At 46.8% G+C, this 17,462-nt stretch carries 9 protein-coding genes; 6 read left to right on the top strand and 3 right to left on the bottom strand.

What is annotated here, in order from left to right:
• Positions 1-86: 86 nt before the first annotated feature.
• Positions 87-1,016 (top strand): hypothetical protein, encoded by a 930-nt coding sequence (locus ONB37_08925; protein ID MDZ7400270.1) that lies wholly within the window; start codon positions 87-89, stop codon positions 1,014-1,016.
• Positions 1,017-1,065: 49 nt separating this feature from the next.
• On the opposite strand, the gene ONB37_08920 is transcribed toward ONB37_08925, so the two are convergent.
• Complete coding sequence (locus ONB37_08920) at positions 1,066-2,778, bottom strand: hypothetical protein (protein ID MDZ7400269.1); 1,713 nt, start codon at positions 2,776-2,778, stop codon at positions 1,066-1,068.
• The gene (locus ONB37_08915) at positions 2,775-3,215 is read right to left on the bottom strand and encodes a hypothetical protein (GenBank protein ID MDZ7400268.1); all 441 of its coding nucleotides are present in this window, start codon (positions 3,213-3,215) and stop codon (positions 2,775-2,777) included. The genes ONB37_08920 and ONB37_08915 overlap by 4 nt, the downstream gene beginning before the upstream one ends.
• A gap of 409 nt (positions 3,216-3,624) precedes the next feature.
• On the opposite strand from ONB37_08915, the gene ONB37_08910 reads away from it, so the two are divergent.
• The 4 genes from ONB37_08910 (at position 3,625) to ONB37_08895 (ending at position 14,188) form a co-directional block, all read left to right on the top strand.
• Positions 3,625-4,023 carry an Rrf2 family transcriptional regulator gene (locus ONB37_08910; protein MDZ7400267.1) on the top strand — a complete coding sequence of 133 codons (399 nt, stop codon included), beginning with the start codon at positions 3,625-3,627 and terminating at the stop codon, positions 4,021-4,023.
• Between the two features lie 265 nt (positions 4,024-4,288).
• Positions 4,289-5,827, top strand: a complete 1,539-nt coding sequence (gene traF / locus ONB37_08905) for a conjugal transfer protein TraF (protein MDZ7400266.1) — start codon at positions 4,289-4,291, stop codon at positions 5,825-5,827.
• A gap of 210 nt (positions 5,828-6,037) precedes the next feature.
• The gene (locus ONB37_08900) at positions 6,038-6,598 is read left to right on the top strand and encodes a porin family protein (protein ID MDZ7400265.1); all 561 of its coding nucleotides are present in this window, start codon (positions 6,038-6,040) and stop codon (positions 6,596-6,598) included.
• Positions 6,599-7,132: 534 nt separating this feature from the next.
• Positions 7,133-14,188: an FG-GAP-like repeat-containing protein gene (locus ONB37_08895; GenBank protein MDZ7400264.1), complete on the top strand. Its 7,056-nt coding sequence runs from the start codon at positions 7,133-7,135 to the stop codon at positions 14,186-14,188.
• A gap of 226 nt (positions 14,189-14,414) precedes the next feature.
• Here the strand turns inward: ONB37_08895 and ONB37_08890 are convergent, their stop codons facing one another.
• Complete coding sequence (locus ONB37_08890) at positions 14,415-14,861, bottom strand: hypothetical protein (GenBank protein MDZ7400263.1); 447 nt, start codon at positions 14,859-14,861, stop codon at positions 14,415-14,417.
• Between the two features lie 515 nt (positions 14,862-15,376).
• Between ONB37_08890 and ONB37_08885 the strand changes: the two genes are divergently transcribed.
• The coding region (locus tag ONB37_08885) for a nitric-oxide reductase large subunit (GenBank protein ID MDZ7400262.1) at positions 15,377-17,462 on the top strand (2,086 nt) is incomplete at its 3' end.

The raw sequence follows: 17,462 nt of genomic DNA, 5'->3' as shown, positions 1-17,462 counted from the left end.
TATATGCCATTAAAACTCACAAAGCGGTTCGGTTTGAGTTAATAGTCCATCACATATTCAATCCATTTAGGAAGGCGGCGAATTAAATGATGCATCGGCTTTTGGTATTGGGATTTTTAATCTACCTATTTTTCTTCTCCCCATTTCATTTAGAGGCTCAAATCTCAAGACAAGTTCAAAACAATTTAATTATTCCAGATTCTAACCACGTCCAGATCATTACTACTCATGATAAATCGATCATGATCGGACGCATTCTTGAAATCAACGAACAAGAAATTCGGTTCAAAGCTGACTTCGGAGAGTTATCTATTCCGATCGACAAGATAGCCAATATCGAAATGGTTTCGATAGCCACAATGAAAGACGGCGTTTACTGGTTTCCCAATCCTAATGCCACCCGCTTGTTTTTTGCTCCCACGGGCCGAATGCTCAAAAAGGGCGATGGCTATTTTGCTGATTATTATTTACTCTTTCCAGCTTTTGCTTACGGCCTTACCAATAATATTACCATTGGCGGTGGCATGTCGCTTATTCCTGGCCTGGACTTCGATAAACAAATTTTTTATTTTACGCCAAAGATAGGCTTGAAAGCATCAGATAGTTTTAATCTCGGTATTGGGGCATTAATCATCAAAATTCCAGATTGGGACGAGGATGAAGACATAAATCCAGAAGATAAAGCGGCTCGCTCGCCATTGGTATCGTTGCTTTATGGGGTAACAACTCTTGGCAGCACCAACTCCAGCCTCACCTTTGGCATGGGCTATGGTTTTGTCGATGATGAGCCAGCCGACCACCCAATGTTCATGATAGGCGGTGAGCACCGAATTTCACGACGCCTGGCGTTGGTCTCAGAAAACTGGATAATTCCTGGTGCAGATAATCCTTTGGTGTCTTTTGGTGTACGATTCTTTGGTGAGAAAATCAGTGTCGATCTGGCGCTGCTGAACACGATTGGGAAAGAGGCGATTTTCCCTGGAATTCCATATGTGGATTTTGTGTTCAATTTTTGATTTTCAAAAATATACTGGACTCTTCATTCTGAGTCCAGATTTGATCTTTCTATTTTATTTTCCAGATATCCAAAGTTACATCATCAAGAAATAGCTTAGTCAGGGTTACGGGCTTGTCTTGTAGCCAATCGTCTCGCTGATATAAGCGACCTGGTCCTTGTTCACCATAATAGCAGCGAACTTCTTTTCCTTCAACTTCGGAATAGCCGGTATCATAATTTTTTCCTAGCGGCTCAATTCTTAGGACTGTATCTCCCTTCCAGGTCACTTGATATGGATACTGTCGAAAACCAGGGTTGCCAATCATTTCTGTCTCGGTGCGAATGGGAAGGGGATAGGAAATTTTAATCATTTCTCCAGCCTCTCGATAGCCCAATCTCACAAAATTTCTCCAGACCATTGGTTCTATTGCTTGATGATCGGATTCGATTGTTAATTGCTGTGGAGAGACAAAATCTGGAATTCGCACCTGAAGGTAACAAGATTGTTTTAGATGAATGGTCAAGAATCCCTGGAATGGCTGATAACAGCGGATCTCGGCTTGAGGCAAAAGCTTATCGAGATGGAGATGAATAGAAAGCGTATCATCTTCGAAGCGAGCGATATTTTTCCACGCGATAAACAGGGCATGAGTACCAGAACCGGCGCAACAATTTTGAAAGGCACGAATCTTGTTTTTCAGCTCAGCGCCACCCCACCAAGTGAGCGTTTCTTCGTAAGCGAGGAGGTGAGTCGGCGAGCTCCAACCCGCATAGCCGCCGATCATGCGTTTGTCAATGTCCCGCCAGGTGAATTGCTCGGTATCTTCCCGAGAATTATCTGAACGCAACCACGAGGCATCTGTGACCTGGCTTTCAATCAAATGATTGCGCACGATCCGCTCCACATCGCCCCAATATTCATTATGACCATGATTGGCGAGCGTCACGGCCAACCCGACGTAATCCATCAGCGCACAGGTCTCACAGGCGACCAGGTCTCCCTGGCGATGAACCACTTCGGGAATGAAGCCAAAGCGGGTGCTCAGCTTTTTAAACGATTGATATAGCGAATTTGCCCGGCTAAAGATGATCGGATCACCAGCATAAACCGCATAATCCGCCACGCCGACCAATGTTCGCAACATGCTGTGCACATGGCTACCCCGATGAAACTGGTTATCTGGGGTGAAAAGAAGGTCTTCATCAAATATTTTGCGAACGATCCAAGCGGATAACGCCAATGCCTGTTCTGAGTGCAAATATCGAGCGGAGACTATCAGGCTCTTGACGAGAAAGCCAAACATCAAAATATCTTTTTCCTTTCGGGTTGTTTTGATATAACGATCTATCCCAGCGATCAATTTTAGAATAATCAGTCTCAGTTTTTCATCAGGATTATCCAGATAAGCCGTCGCCAGAGCGTACAGAGTCAGAGCCTGATCACCAAGGAAAGAATCGCCGTTATCGCCGTGGGCATAATGAGTGTTAGGACGTTGAATCAATCCCGATGCTGGATCGATGAGCGCCAGCAAATTATTAAGCCAGATTTTTTCGATGGGTAACTCCATGCCCGTCATCCGTCTGAGCATGATAACAGCCTGCAGTTGTCGGGCTGTCACATCGGCAAAATCGGGCCAATCGTGAGCCGCTTCGGCAGGATCGGTCCAGAAAATGTTGAAATATGGCTGACCATTGGCATCGACCATTTGCTGATAGTAATTGCTGCCTTTGCGAGCAAAGCTTTCCAGCGAGAAAGATTGATGGGAATTGAAGTTCTTCATCTTTTCTCAAGCGTTTGTCGGATGGCTTGTTCAAGCTCATTGGGAACATCGGTACCAATCCGATATTTCTTTCCATTGTTTAGGGTAATTTCCACCGCATGAAAACCCGACACATTATACAGCCAGCCATGCGGCGTCCGCCGAATGCCCCAGCCGTAATACCAGGGATTTTTCACGACCCGGCAAGATTCAATTTCTTTTAAATGGAATTTCTTTCGAATGATGCCTGGCCCGAAATGAATCTCCATCTTATCAGCATTAATTCTAACCGTTAATGTGACAAAGAGCACCAGAATAAGGACCATGAAAATTATTACGGCCAGTCCGACCCAATTGAAGCCATAGATCGCCATCAAAGATGCCATGAAAGTGAAGAAGACAGCAAACATGAAAATCGTCAGGTACCCGATTTGGGTATGGTGATAATAATGGGGCATGTTTTCTCCCTAAAAAGTTATAAAAGCATACTGTTCTTGCTGCCTCATTGATGACTTATTTTTGGTTCTGTAAGATTGATTAGCTGCTTTATGATAATCATTTGCTCAGAAAAAAGCAATATAAAACATATTTTGAAAATAAAAAGTGATGCCAACTCGACTCAGGTTCTCAGCGCACAAAAGATAAGATTCTTCGACTTAACGATGCCTTCCCCAGGCTAAGAAAATCATTATCCTATCTTGGATATTTTTGAATCCTTCCGCCTAACCATGGCTGCATGACCAGCATGGTAAAGGACATTTTGGGAAAAAATTTTCATGAAATCAATTTTTTCCTTGACATTCAAAAAAATAATGAGTATAATTAAGACAGTAATGTCTGAAATATCATTCAAAGTGAAATTTGAATATGCTATTTTCTCACGCTTGTCAATATGCCATGCAAGCGGTGCTGTACCTGGCAAGACAGCAGAGCGATTCTTATGTTTCGATTAAAGAAATTGCTGAAAAGAACAATATCTCTTTTCATTTCCTGGTCAAAATTTTACAGAAATTAACCCAACAAGGAATCTTGATTTCATACAAAGGTCCGAAAGGTGGAGTGAGCCTGGCCAAACCCGCTGATCAAATTACTCCCCTGGAGATTGTTGATGCCATTGATGGCCTGAGTTTTTGTAATATGTGTATTCTTGGTATGCCTGGATGCGATGAACACCACCCCTGTGATCTGCACCATAAGTGGTCACGCATCCGTGAGGAGATCTATGAAATGCTATCGGAAAAGAGCATTGCAGAGTTGATTGATTAACATCAAGGATTTTTTTTTATATTATTTAAGACAAAAGACTCTTAAATCTAATTAGTTTCTGTTGCAAAAATGGAAATCAAAAGAAATGATGTCATTCATTCGAATGCAGGAATCTCTTTTTTAACTGAGGCTTTAGTCAACCAAAAATAAGATGCCTGCCTGCGCAGGCTTGACAATTTATCGTGTTTTGATAATTTTGCAACAAGAACTAACTAATCAAAATAAAAAATTATTGAATTCATTATCGAATGATGAGGAGCATACTATGAAAAATCCCGCTTATTATAAAGTTCTCTTGCTTTTTTGTATTATTATTTTCTTTTCAAGTTACGGCGCCAGTCTTTCCCAGTCAGGCGGCGGCTACATTGTCTATAACCAGATAACTGCCCCCCCTCTGGACATAAAGCTTGACCCCATCGAATTTCCTCAGTCGCCCAATCGATTTGATGTGAAAGCGATGGGCATGGGAAATACCCAGATTGCCAATGGCAGGTTTTTCAACGCCATGATGTATAATCCTGCGTTGCTCTCCCGCCAACGAACCTCATTCGACGTACTATCAATCCAGGCAAGCTTGCCCAAAGCCACGTTTGATGCAGCTACGTTTTTAAAAGACAATCGCACCGAATTCAAGCAAGGGGATTTTCTGAAACTCCTGGCCGATGGGTTTAAAGAATATTATTCGGCACAAACAGCAGAACAACAACGTCTGGCGATCCAAAAAATCAATCGGGCATTAGAGTTCCCTAATCAATTACTAGACAATATTGTCGGCGATACCCAATCGCCTCAAACGCATGGTCTAAATATGCTCCCCAGTTTCCAGGCACAGATCGGCAATTGGGGATTTTCACTGTACGGCAATGCCCAGGTCGGTTTCGAGGTCGAACCTGGAGAGACGGTTGGGAAGCTATTGGCGCTCAAGATTCCCGAAAATAGCGAGGATCTGACTGTCGATGTGCTACGGGAACTGGCCAATATTGTGGGATCGTTATTCGATGAATCGGGTAATATCTCTCAAAGCACCTTACCTCAGGCGTTCGCAGTGAGTTATGTGGATATCATCGGAGCCATTGGCAGAGCTTATGCGATTAATGAGAATCTGCACCTTGGTGCCAATCTGAAGGTCATCAATCGCCGTTTTTCTACGAAGCGCATCGATGCCGACAATTTCAAAGATGTGCTCAAGGAGGCCCGCTCCGACATCGAAAAATCCGCTACTGGATTCACCATCGATGTCGGCGCACTGTACCGCTATCAGAAAACAGGAACCGAGTTCGGCGTCTCCTTGCAAAATGTCTTACCCGTAAAAGAGATCTCCTCTTCGGTCAAATTTAATTTTGTGACACCCGTAAATGCATACTATGTGGACGACGGTACAGGCAAGCCTGCTGTCGGATCGCTTGATCTGCTCGGCAATTTTTATCCTGATCCCAGCGGCGATACGCTTTTGACCATTGAAAATCAGCCGTTGAATGTCGATGTGCCCTTCCAATTGAAAGCACCCTTGCTAATGAATGTCGGCATATTACACCCGCTCAAGCCCAATTGGGATATTTCATTCGATCTGGTGGATATTTTCTCTCAGGACGATAAATTCGATGACTATGTCGATCGCTTTCGAATTGGCACTGAATATCGGCTTCCCCAATATCGTTTAGCTCTGCGTGGTGGTTTAGCACAGCGTCATCTGGCCGCAGGATTAGGGCTGGATTTTAAATATGTCCAGCTTGATGCGGCTTATGCCCACGATACGTTCATCGATCGAGGCTCAATGTTTGCGCAGATTCGGTTTGGCTGGTGAGGTGAAAGTGAAAGAGTAGAGAGGAATAAGGCAATAAGGGATTAAGGGATTAAGGGATTAAGGGGTTAGAGGAATAGAGGAACTGGATGTGCCTTTTGAACTTCAATACCCCAGAACACCATTTTTTTAGGGAAGGATATTCACATTTGGTAATCAAAAAGTATTTAATCCACACTAACAATCAATTATCTATCTATGAAAGGAAAGACGATGAAAGTAAAAATGACGCTGATTATCGGTAGTCTTCTCATGGCAGTGACTGCTTTTGGACAATCGCAATTCACGGTGGCCGCTTTGACAGGATATGGGATGAGTGCTTTTGAAAATCAGGAGAGCGCTGCTGGCACCATACCGCTGGGCGTACAGGTAGGCTACAAAGTAACTCCTGCTTTGGAAGCGGGCGCTGAACTGAATCTAGCGCTAACTGGCTACAAATTTGAAGTTGAATTTTATAATACTAAGGTCACTACCACATTTAGCCAGACCATTATTGGTGCTTTTGGCAAGTACTACTTTGGTCAGGGTAAATTCAAGCCGTTTGCTCGAGCTGGATTGGGTTATTATATAGGCGATGCGAAAGTCGAATCTAATGGTGAATCGCAAACCGCAGATATCGATCCAGCGATCGGCTTCAATCTGGGCGGTGGTGTGATCAATGATAAAGGCATCTTCGCCGAGTTCACCTATCATATCGTCTCCCGCAAATCAGGCGGCGAATCGATGGGCATGAACAACTGGGCGGTTCTGATTGGATATAAGTTCATTCGGTAGAGCCTTACTCCCTCCGCGCGGCGGCAATCCATCTGGGTTGCCGCCGTTTAATTTTTGACGTAAGACAAAGATGAAGAGCTCGATGATGCCGTTTACTTAATGAGCTCGAATGAATCGAGAAAACATGCTTAATAAGTTAAACTGGATTGTACAATATTCTTGCTCGCGATACCTGCCATTCAATCAAGGGCAGATCGGCAATTTTTAGGCAGGGCAAACGCCTTTTCTTGGGAAACAACCGACCTGAAGATCAGAGAACACCAACTATTTCCCCTCCTCTTGAGCCTTAGCCGATAGGTGTATTGTATAACCCAAGTAAATCGAACCAAGATTCTTTAGCCTATCGTATCCAACTCTACTCAAAATACGCTTTCATGAAATTCATTCAGTTCAGAGATCAATAAGGCATCGAAAATTTGCTGCATAATTGATCAAATGAAATTCATGAATAAGCCAGATAATATTTAGCATGAATAAAGGCTCTCATAAAAAAGGTAAACAGAAATCTACTTATTAATAAGCAAAGAGGGTATTATGAAGAAATTTATTATGATCTTATTTGGTCTTTTTGCATTAGCGATGGTCAATAAGGACAATTCAGCACAAAAGAACGAAAAGCTTCAACAAGTACCCGAATATGCTAAAAAGCGCAAAGCTTATAAACGGGTGGAATGGTTCAATCAACAGCGCCAAGAACCAGATGGAAACATTCCATTAGATATTTACTGGGCTGAGCGCGATAAAGTGATTCGCGAAGTGCGACTACAAAAAAGCGCCGTAGAAATGAGTAAGGTGCGATGGCAAACCGTCGGACCGCATGGAGTCAATGCACTGCCTGACAGATGGGGGGTGACCAGCGGTCGTGTCCGGGGGGTGGCAATCCATCCCACCAACCCCGATATTGTTTACATGGGTGCAGCGGCTGGTGGCATCTGGAAAACTACCGATGGAGGTGAGAACTGGACCGCGCTCGGCGAGAATCTCGAGTCACTCACCTTCGGCGCTATCGCCATCGATCCAAAAAATCCACTGATTGTCTATGCCGGTACCGGCGAGGCGCGCTTTGGTTTCAACGATGTGATTTATGATGGGAAGGGCTTATTTAAATCTACTGATGGCGGCGAAACCTGGAATGAGCCCACCAACGCTTTCGGACTGCAGACCCATTTCGCCGCTCTTCGGGTTGATCCTGTGAATTCAAATATTATTTATGCCGCGTTAGCGAGCGGTTATAGCTTTTTCAGAAATCCTGGTAATGAAGGAATTTGGGTTAGCAATAATGCTGGCGTCACATGGACCAGAACGCTCCGCCTGAATGATGCCTTCGATGTTGTTCCCCATCCGAATCGCGCTGGGCAGGTGTTCGCTGCCATTGGTGGCGCTAATAATGACTCGAGCGGCGTTTGGCACTCCACCGACAACGGCCGAACCTGGACGCGGCGCAGCCAGGGTTTACCTGCCAGCAGCTCGATTGGTCGGATTCATCTTTCCATACCTGGTGGCTCGCTTTCGATCTTGTATGCTGTGATATTCAGCCCCAGTGGCAATACCCGTGTATTCAAATCCACCGATAATGGCAGTAGCTGGCAGCAGATTGCCAGCGAATTGGGCGGGAATTACGGTCTTGGAGCAGTCGATCAGGGTGGCTATGATCTTTGCATTGCTGCAAATCCGCAAAATAGCGACGAAGTTTATGTTGGCAATGTCGAATTGTACCGTACCATTAACGGAAAGGACTTCGAGGTGGTACGCCAGTTGCCCATGCTTACTGCTTGGGATAGCCCGATGCACGTCGATTATCATACCATAGCCTACTCGCCTTCGGATCCAAGGATTATCTACGTGGGCTGCGATGGTGGCATCTACCGCAGCCGCGATAAGGGTGTGACTTGGGAACACCGGAATGCCGGTATTAATACATTGCAATTTTATCGCATTTCGGCACATCCGAATAATGTCGATATGGTCATTGGTGGCACGCAAGACAATGGGATTGTTGCCCGAAGAAATGTGAATGCTGGCAGTGTTCAACGCTGGAACATGCTTGGCACTGGTGATGGATTCGAGTGCTTTTTCGACCCGACCAATCCAAATATCGTTTATGCTTCCGTCCAAAATGTCTTGCTTCTTAAAAGCATTAATGGCCTAGATGGCTTCAATTTCATTGGAATGGATTTGTTTGGACTTCCCATCATTAACGGCATTCCAGAAGATGAACGCCAACTGATCTTTCTTGCCCCGTTTTTCATGCATGCCACCAATCCCGCCATTCTTTATACAGCCACGAACCGCGTATATCGCACGACCAATCGTGGTGACAATTGGGTGGCAATTTCTGGTTCGGCTGTGGATACTGCCGGGGCGGTGATTCAAACCCTGGCCCAAAGCGCCATCAATCCGCATCACATGATTTTGGGAGCCAGCTCTCGAGTCTTTGTTTCCACCGATGGTGGGTTTAATTGGACCAATCGCAGTGCTGGTTTACCAGATCGTTTTGTCACTCGCGTCGTCACACATCCACACAAGGACAGCACCATGTTCGCAGTGATCGGGGGCTTTTTTGATGGCCAGAAAATCTTTCGAACTCCAGATCTTGGAGAGACCTGGGTTAATATTTCTGGCAATCTGCCTAACGTGCCACACAGTGATCTTTTCATTGATCCGCATTTTCCAAATAATCTCGTCATGTATGTCGCCAATGATCTTGGCGTGTATTCAACTAACGATGGGGGTATCTTTTGGCGACGAGACTCCGATGGGATGCCCGTCGTGCCAGCGCTGGATTTCGATTATGCATGGGATCAAACCAAAAGAGTTCTATATGTCGCAACTCATGGCCGTTCAGTGTTTCGAGCCGATCTGCCGCTCTCGGCACTAACGCTAACTTCACCCAATGGAGGGGAGAAGTATGCAGTCGGTGCAGCCTATGAAATTCGTTGGGTTGGCAATGGCTTTTCCAATCCCGACAATGTGCGGTTGGAGTTTTCGCTCGATAATGGCCGAAGTTGGCGTCGGATTTCCGACAACGTGCCCAATACTGGCAACTTTCGCTGGCGTGTGCCAACCACAATCACAATTGGTAGTGATTCAGCGCTGGTGCGAGTGATCAATCCCCAAAATCAGGATATCATGGATGAAAGCAATGCCGCTTTTAAAATTTTCATTGATTCTCAATTTTCGGTCGTTGCAACCGCTCCGTTCACTAACGATCAAGGCACTTTCACTGGAGCCAGTTGGGGAGATTTTAACAACGATGATCATATCGACCTGGCGCTTACCAGCGAACATCCCACCGAACGGCAATTGCGCCTTTATCGTAATAATCGCGCCGGTGGCTTCACCGATGTCTCTACCACCTCGATCGGCAGCTTTCCGTTTCAATCCTTCGCTTCGACCTGGGGCGACTTTGATCGCGACAACGATCTTGATCTATTTGTTGGGGGCGTGTTCACCAAGCTACTCCGCAACCTCGGCAATGGCACATTCACGGATGCCACCAGCACGGTCATTCCTAATCCCGATCCCACTGAGGTTACCAGCACGTCGTGGGTCGATTGGAACCGTGACCATCAACTTGATCTATTTGTAACTACTGGTGGTTCGGCCTTTGCTGCTGGCAGAAAGAATGTGCTTTATGGGCAAATTATCCCTGGAGTTCTAACCACAAATTTGATTGATGGCAATTTTGATTCGCGCGGTCAAGCATGGGGGGATTTCAATAACGACGGGTACCCTGATCTCTTTGTCGCCAACTACGGACAGAATAATTTGCTGTACAAGGTGGTGAAGAGCGGCGCAAACGTCAATCTCGTTCGCATGACCACTGGAACCATCGTGACCGATGGAGGCAATTCCAATGCTGCTGCCTGGGGTGATTATGACAATGATGGGGATTTGGATCTGTTTGTCGCCAATGACGGGCCGAATTTCCTTTATCGCAACAATGGCAACGAGACTTTTGCGCGCATTACAAACCTTCTGCCTGGGCAGGATGCGGGCAATTCCAAAACCTGCACCTGGGGCGATTTCGACAACGATGGCGATTTGGATTTATTCGTTGGTAATGAAGGCCCCAATTTCCTTTACATCAATAGCGGTTTCTCCACGTTTTCTCGCTTTGAATTGAGCGCCGTTACCACTACCGATGATTTCACCAACGGCGCTGCCTGGGGAGATTATGACAACGATGGCGATCTCGACTTGCTCATTGCTAATGGTGTGGTCGGCACTTCTGAGACCGAGAATAACATCCTGTTTCGCAATAAGGGCAACGGCAATAATTGGCTTGAAGTGAAATTGCACGGCGTCATATCGAATTTCTCTGGTATCGGTGCCCGACTGCACGTTCATTACCGACTGGGCAACTTGCGCCGACAGATTCGGGAAATCACTGGGCAAACTGGAAAGGGACAAAACAGCATGGTAGCGCATTTCGGACTGGGCAGTGCCACCACTATCGATTCCCTGATCGTACAGTGGCCCAGCCAGCGTATCACCAAGCTCATCAATATCGCTGCCAATCAGCAAGTGACTGTCTTTGAGATAGCTGAAAACAACCTATTTGTGAAGACTAGTGGTGGGGATCTGGCAGCTGCCAACGGTTTTTCCGCCAGCGCCTGGGGTGACTATAATAACGATGGATTGGATGACCTATTTCTCGCTCACGATGGCGGCAATAATGCCTTATATCGCAATCTCGGTAACGGCAGTTTTGCTCGAGTCTCTACTGGTCCTGTGATGAGTGACGCCGGGAAGTCCACCGCTGGCAGTTGGGGAGATTATGATAATGATGGCGACCTTGATCTTTATGTGACTAATCTTGGCGGTGTTAACTTTTTCTATCGGAATGGTGGCTATCCAAATTTTGCCTTGACTCGCATAAATACTGGATCCCCCGCGACTGAAATTGGCAATTCTACCGCGTGCAGTTGGGGCGATTATGACAACGACGGCGATCTCGATTTGTTTGTATCCAATCAGGGTAGTAATGCACAGAATTTTTTCTATCGCAATATCGGGAGTGGACAGTTCGAGCGAATCACGATAGGAGCCATCGCTACGCAGCTCGGTTCTGCTACCGGCTGCGCCTGGGTGGATTTTGATAACGATCGTGATCTCGACTTGTTCGTGACCTATGAAGATCGTTCCGACGTGCTATATCGCAATCTTGGCGCACCCAACTTCGGTTTTAGCGCCATCAGCACGGGTGAGTTGGTCACTGAGGCTACTGCATCAAAGGGGTGCAGTTGGGGCGATTATGACAACGATGGCGATTTGGACGTTTTTGTTGTTAAAAGCGGGAAGAGCAAACTTTATCGCAATGACGGCAATGGTGTGTTCACTCGCATCACTCAGGGCGATGTAGCGAATGATGAAGCGGATTCTCGCTCCAGCGTTTGGGCTGATGCAGACAACGATGGCTTTCTCAACCTGCTTATTGTAAATTCCAACTTCAATCAAATGTACGACGGGAATCCAGACAATGTGCTATTTCGTAGCCAGCCCAGCCCAATTACTCTGACCCCTGGCTCTCATTTTGGCGCGAGCTGGTCAGATATCGACAATGACGGCGACATGGATTTGTTCGTTCCCAATAGTAGTGGAAACGGAGCTTTGTTCCGAAACAATGGCAATGACCGTTCCTGGCTGCTGATAAAATGTATTGGAACAAAATCGAACAAATCAGCAATTGGTACTCGAATTCGCGTCAAAGCAAAATCGTTCGAAAAGCTCGACCCGATCTGGCAAAGCCGTGAGATCACAGCCCAGAGCGGTAAAGGCAGCCAGAATAGTTTCCAGCAATTATTCGGATTGGGGACAGCGATGTTCATCGACAGTTTGGTGGTGGAATGGCCAGCCAGTCCGCGGCTGGTGCTCACCAATCTGCCAGTAAACCAACGGCTGCTATTGCGGGAACAGGATGCCACCGATTTTGCGATCGAGGAAGCCAGCCTGGTAACCAAAACGAAATTCGCCACTGGGGCCAGTTGGGCCGATATAGACAACGATGGGGATCAGGATTTATTGGTGACCACACGAAGCGGGCAAAATCAGCTATTTCTAAATAATGGCAATGGTATATTTACGGCCCCAAGCAACCATTCGCTCACACGAGAGAATATGCGTTCCACTGCCAGCACTTGGGCTGATGTCAACAACGACGGATGGCTGGATGTGTTCGTGGCGAATGAAGAGGTACCTGGTGCCCTTTACTTGAATCGAGGCAACGGGGAATTTTTGCAGGTGACACAGGGGGATATTTTAAAAGATCGCGTCAAGGCAACCGCTGCAAGTTGGGGTGACTTTGATAATGATGGACTGGTCGACTTGTTCGTTGCTACCGAGAGTGGGCCAAATCTACTTTATCACAACAAAGGCGAGGGCGTATTGACTAAAATAACCCAGGGAGAGATCGTTCAAGAAGCGCTAAATTCTCGTGCGGCCGCTTGGGCGGATTATGACAATGACGGTGATCTCGATTTGTTTGTGGCGAATTATAATGAAAAAAATATTCTCTATCGCAACGAGGGCAATGGCAAGATGCTGCGCATCCAGCAGCCGCCATTTACCACTGACGTGGGCCCTTCAGTCGGCTGCAGTTGGGGCGATTTTGATAATGACGGCGATTTCGATCTGTTCATCACGAATTACGATGGCCAGAATTTCTTCTACCAAAATGATGCGGGTGGCTTCGTCAAAATCATCGATGGCCCCATCGCCACTGATACTGGTAAATCAACTGGCAGCAGTTGGATTGATTTTGATTTTGATGGCGATCTTGATTTATTTGTAAGCGATTTTGAAGGTAAAAATCGGCTGTACCGTAACCTCGGCAATGACCTGTTCGAGCGCAGCCCGCAAGAGAAAATTACTCATAATACAGGCAGCTCGCAGGGTGCCGCCTGGGCGGACATCGATAGTGATGGTGATCTGGATCTGTTCGTCGCGAACTTCAATGAACAGAGTTTTCTTTACCGAAACACGGGTAATAGCAATCGCTGGATTAATATTAAGCTTGTTGGCGCGAAAAACAATGTTGCTGGTATTGGTGCCAAAGTAAAAGCAAGGGCGATTATCGATGGCGCGCCAATGTGGCAATTGCACCAGGTATCAGCCCAAACCAGCGGGGGATTTAGCGGGCAAAACAGCCTTGATGTGGAATTCGGGCTCGCCAATGCCACCATGGTGGATTCGATCATCGTTCAATGGCCGAGCGGTACCGTGCAGAAATTGACCAATATTGCTCCGAATCAATTCATTAAGATTATCGAGCAGAGTCCTACGGGAATAGAACACCAGACCGAATTACCAACAGAATTCCGCCTCCATGCGCCATATCCGAATCCATTTAATGCCTCAGTAACGATTCCTTTTGGCGTTCCCAAATCATCTCACGTCAGTATCAAAATTTATGATTTGCTGGGACGTGATGTGATAACTCTGATGAACCGTGGCATCGAAGCTGGCTCGCATACCGTCGTCTGGAATGGCCAAGATTATCTCCAGTCCATCGCAGCCAGCGGTGTCTATTTCGTACGGATGCAGGCAGAAAATTTTGTAGCAATAAAGAAGATTATTATGCTGCGATGAGGTTACGTATCAAGCTGTTGAGTTGATTAGTGTCTTATTCTACGTAAAAATGAATTGATGAAATCCAGTTCAAACTGAGCTACCAACTCGCAGGTAAGAATGACATCAGATGTCGTCCAACTAAAAGGATGGTGATTGGGCGACATCTGAGTCTATCATTTGGTTGCAAATGTTGCTCACCTAAAAAATCAAGCACGAATCATGAAGCCAGACGAATCAATGAAGATCATTTTCTATCGCCCTTTATTGCTTGCCGAATTGCTTGACTCAATTCGCTGAAAACATCTGTACCGACGCGATATTTCTTGGCATTTCTCAACGTGCTCTCCACGGCATGAGTGCCCGAAAAGCTCTTCAGCCAGCCATGCGGCGTCCACTGAATGCCCCAGCCATAGTACCAGGGATTTTTGACCACCTGACAGAAGATAATATATTTCAATAAAAAAGTCTTTCGGACGAAGCCTGCGCCAAAATGTAACTTTAGCACGTCGGCGTTAATTGTTACCGTCAATGAGGCAAAGAGCACTAGATCGATTACCATTAACATCATTACGGTAAAGCCAATCCAATTGAGGCCGTGGATCGCCATAACACCCGCCAATAAAATGAAGAAGACAGCAAACACGATAATCGTCAGATAGCCGATTTGGGTGTGGTGGTAATGATGATACATGTCTTTTCTTCAAAATCATTTTGTCAGATGTGCTTTACCTGCGAGGTGCAGCAAATCGGGCTCTTGAGTACCTTTTTTGTTCCCTCTGTGTCTGCGTCATTCAAAACAGAATTTTCTATAGCATTAAATGTACGGACGTCCTTTTTGTCCTGAAGTCATTGCTTAACCGATCGTTCAAGATTACCGCCATTTTGGACATAAGCGATAATGATTTTATCTGTCAACTCCGCCATAAGTTCGTTCCGTCGACTGGCGGATGGATGGCATCTGAGATAGCAGCTTTTTGGTTAATCCACTAACCCAAAAAGATCGTTTCTGGTTAATGAATTATCTGATGAGCCAATTTGAATCATAAAACATCCAAAGTTCATCCCAATTGACTTTTGTCAATGACTCTTGCCCAATAAATCATTAGATTATCGTAGCTAGATAAAATACCAAAGTGAGTGTCATCTCGCTGATGACGGTTATGTTCGATTCATAAACTTAATTCAACTTTCATGGGAGGAAACTGAATGACCAATCCTAAACTACGTGCAATTCTTTTGTTCTTACTCGTTCTCGCTTTTGGTGTACTGATTTTTGGTGGCTATTTGATCAAAAAAGAAAAGCCGCCCATTCCTGAAGTTGTCAAAACGGAAACGGGCGAGGTGGTGTTCACGGGCAAAGACATTATCAACGGACAAAATTACTACTTCAGCCGGGGCGGGCAGCATATCGGGACGATCTGGGGGCATGGCTCGTACCTGGCGCCAGACTGGTCAGCCGATTATCTGCATCGGCTGGGATTATTTATTGCGGCCAGGTATCACAATCTGGATGTGGCGCAGGCGGAGGCATTTTCGCAGCAGGATTTCGAGGCGCTGGATCAGGTGACGCGAGCCAACTTGAGCGCCCTGGTGCAGCAGGAGGTGAAGACCAATCGCTATAATGCGAATGATGGAACACTGATTTTCACCCAGAACCAGGCCGATGCGTTCAAAGCATTGACCAATTATTACACCCAGCTCTTTCAGAACGGCAACGAACGCATGGGCTTGCAGCCTGGCATCGTGCGCACGGCCGAGGAAGGGCGCATCCTCACGGCCTTCTTCGCCTGGCTCGCCTGGGCAGCAGGGACCAATCGGCCCGATAAAGATTACACCTACACCACCAACTGGCCCTACGATCCATTGGTCGGCAATCGGCCCGTTCCCGATGCATTGATCTGGTCGATCCTGAGCGTGATCCTGCTGATCCTGGCCATCGCTGTGGTGCTGTTCGTTTATTTACGCTACCTGCGGGATCAGGATTACGAGGCAAAGCTGTTAACGGATTTCAAAGAACCAAATCCGACCGCCAGCCAGAAGGCGACGATCCCATACTTTTTGGTCGCCAGCCTGCTGCTGATTGCGCAGATCGGATTGGGGGCAATTATCGGCCATTTCACGGTGGAGGGCACTCGCTTTTATGGCATTCCATTGGGGTCGTTCTTGCCTTATGCCATCGCCCGCACCTGGCATCTGCAATTGGCCATTTTCTGGATCGCCACCTGTTTTCTGGCAGCGGGACTGTTCATCGGTCCGTTCATCGGCAAAGAGCCGAAGAAACAGGGCTTGCTCACGTGGATTTTGTTCGGTGCGGTCGCTGTGGTTTTGGGCGGAACGCTGGTGGGCACCTGGCTCTCGGTCACGGGCAGGATGAACGCCAATAACTTTTTATTAGGGCATCAGGGATATGAGTACATCGAGTTAGGTCGGGTCTGGCAGTTGCTGTTGATTGCGGGCATGATTATCTGGCTGTTTCTGGTGGTTCGGGCGATTCGGCCTGCACTGGGCAAGGAGAGCGATCGGGGTGGCATCACGCATATGCTGCTGTACAGCGCCGTCACCATTCCGCTGTTTTATATGGCGGGCTTGATGTACGGCAAGGGCAGCCACCTCTCTGAAGCCGAGTACTGGCGCTGGTGGGTCGTCCACCTCTGGGTAGAAGGCTTCTTTGAAGTGTTTGCCACGGTGTTCATGGCGTTCATTCTCGGGCACATCGGAGCGGTGAGCAAAAAGTTCGCTCTGAACACGGTCTATTTCAGCATCTTTCTCTACCTGGGTAGCGGCGTGATCGGCACGTTCCATCATCTCTACTGGTCAGGATCGCCCTCGCCCGTGATTGCTCTGGGTGCCGTGTTCTCGGCATTGGAAGTGGTGCCATTGACTCTGCTGGCGTTCGAGGCGGTGCACAATTTGAAAATCATTCGGGAAGGCGGTCAGGCGTTTGCTTACAAATGGCCCATCTATTTCTTCATCTCGGTGGCGTTCTGGAACATGTTGGGCGCAGGGGTGTTCGGATTTCTGATCAATCCGCCGATTGTGCTCTATTATATCCAAGGCATCAACACCACACCGATTCATGGGCATACGGCATTGTTCGGCGTCTATGGCTTGCTGGCCATTGCCCTGATGCTGTTTTCGGTCAGGCATATTTTCAAGAAAGCCGCCTGGTCGGATAGCTTATTGAAATGGAGTTTCTGGGGCTTGAATGGCGGTCTGATGCTGATGACGGTCTTGAGCCTGATTCCATCAGGATTTTATCAATTTTATTATGCGGTGCGAGATGGTCTCTGGT

This window comes from candidate division KSB1 bacterium (assembly GCA_034506395.1).
GTDB lineage: Bacteria > Zhuqueibacterota > Zhuqueibacteria > Thermofontimicrobiales > Thermofontimicrobiaceae > Thermofontimicrobium.
This window is presented reverse-complemented; position numbering and strand designations above follow the sequence as displayed.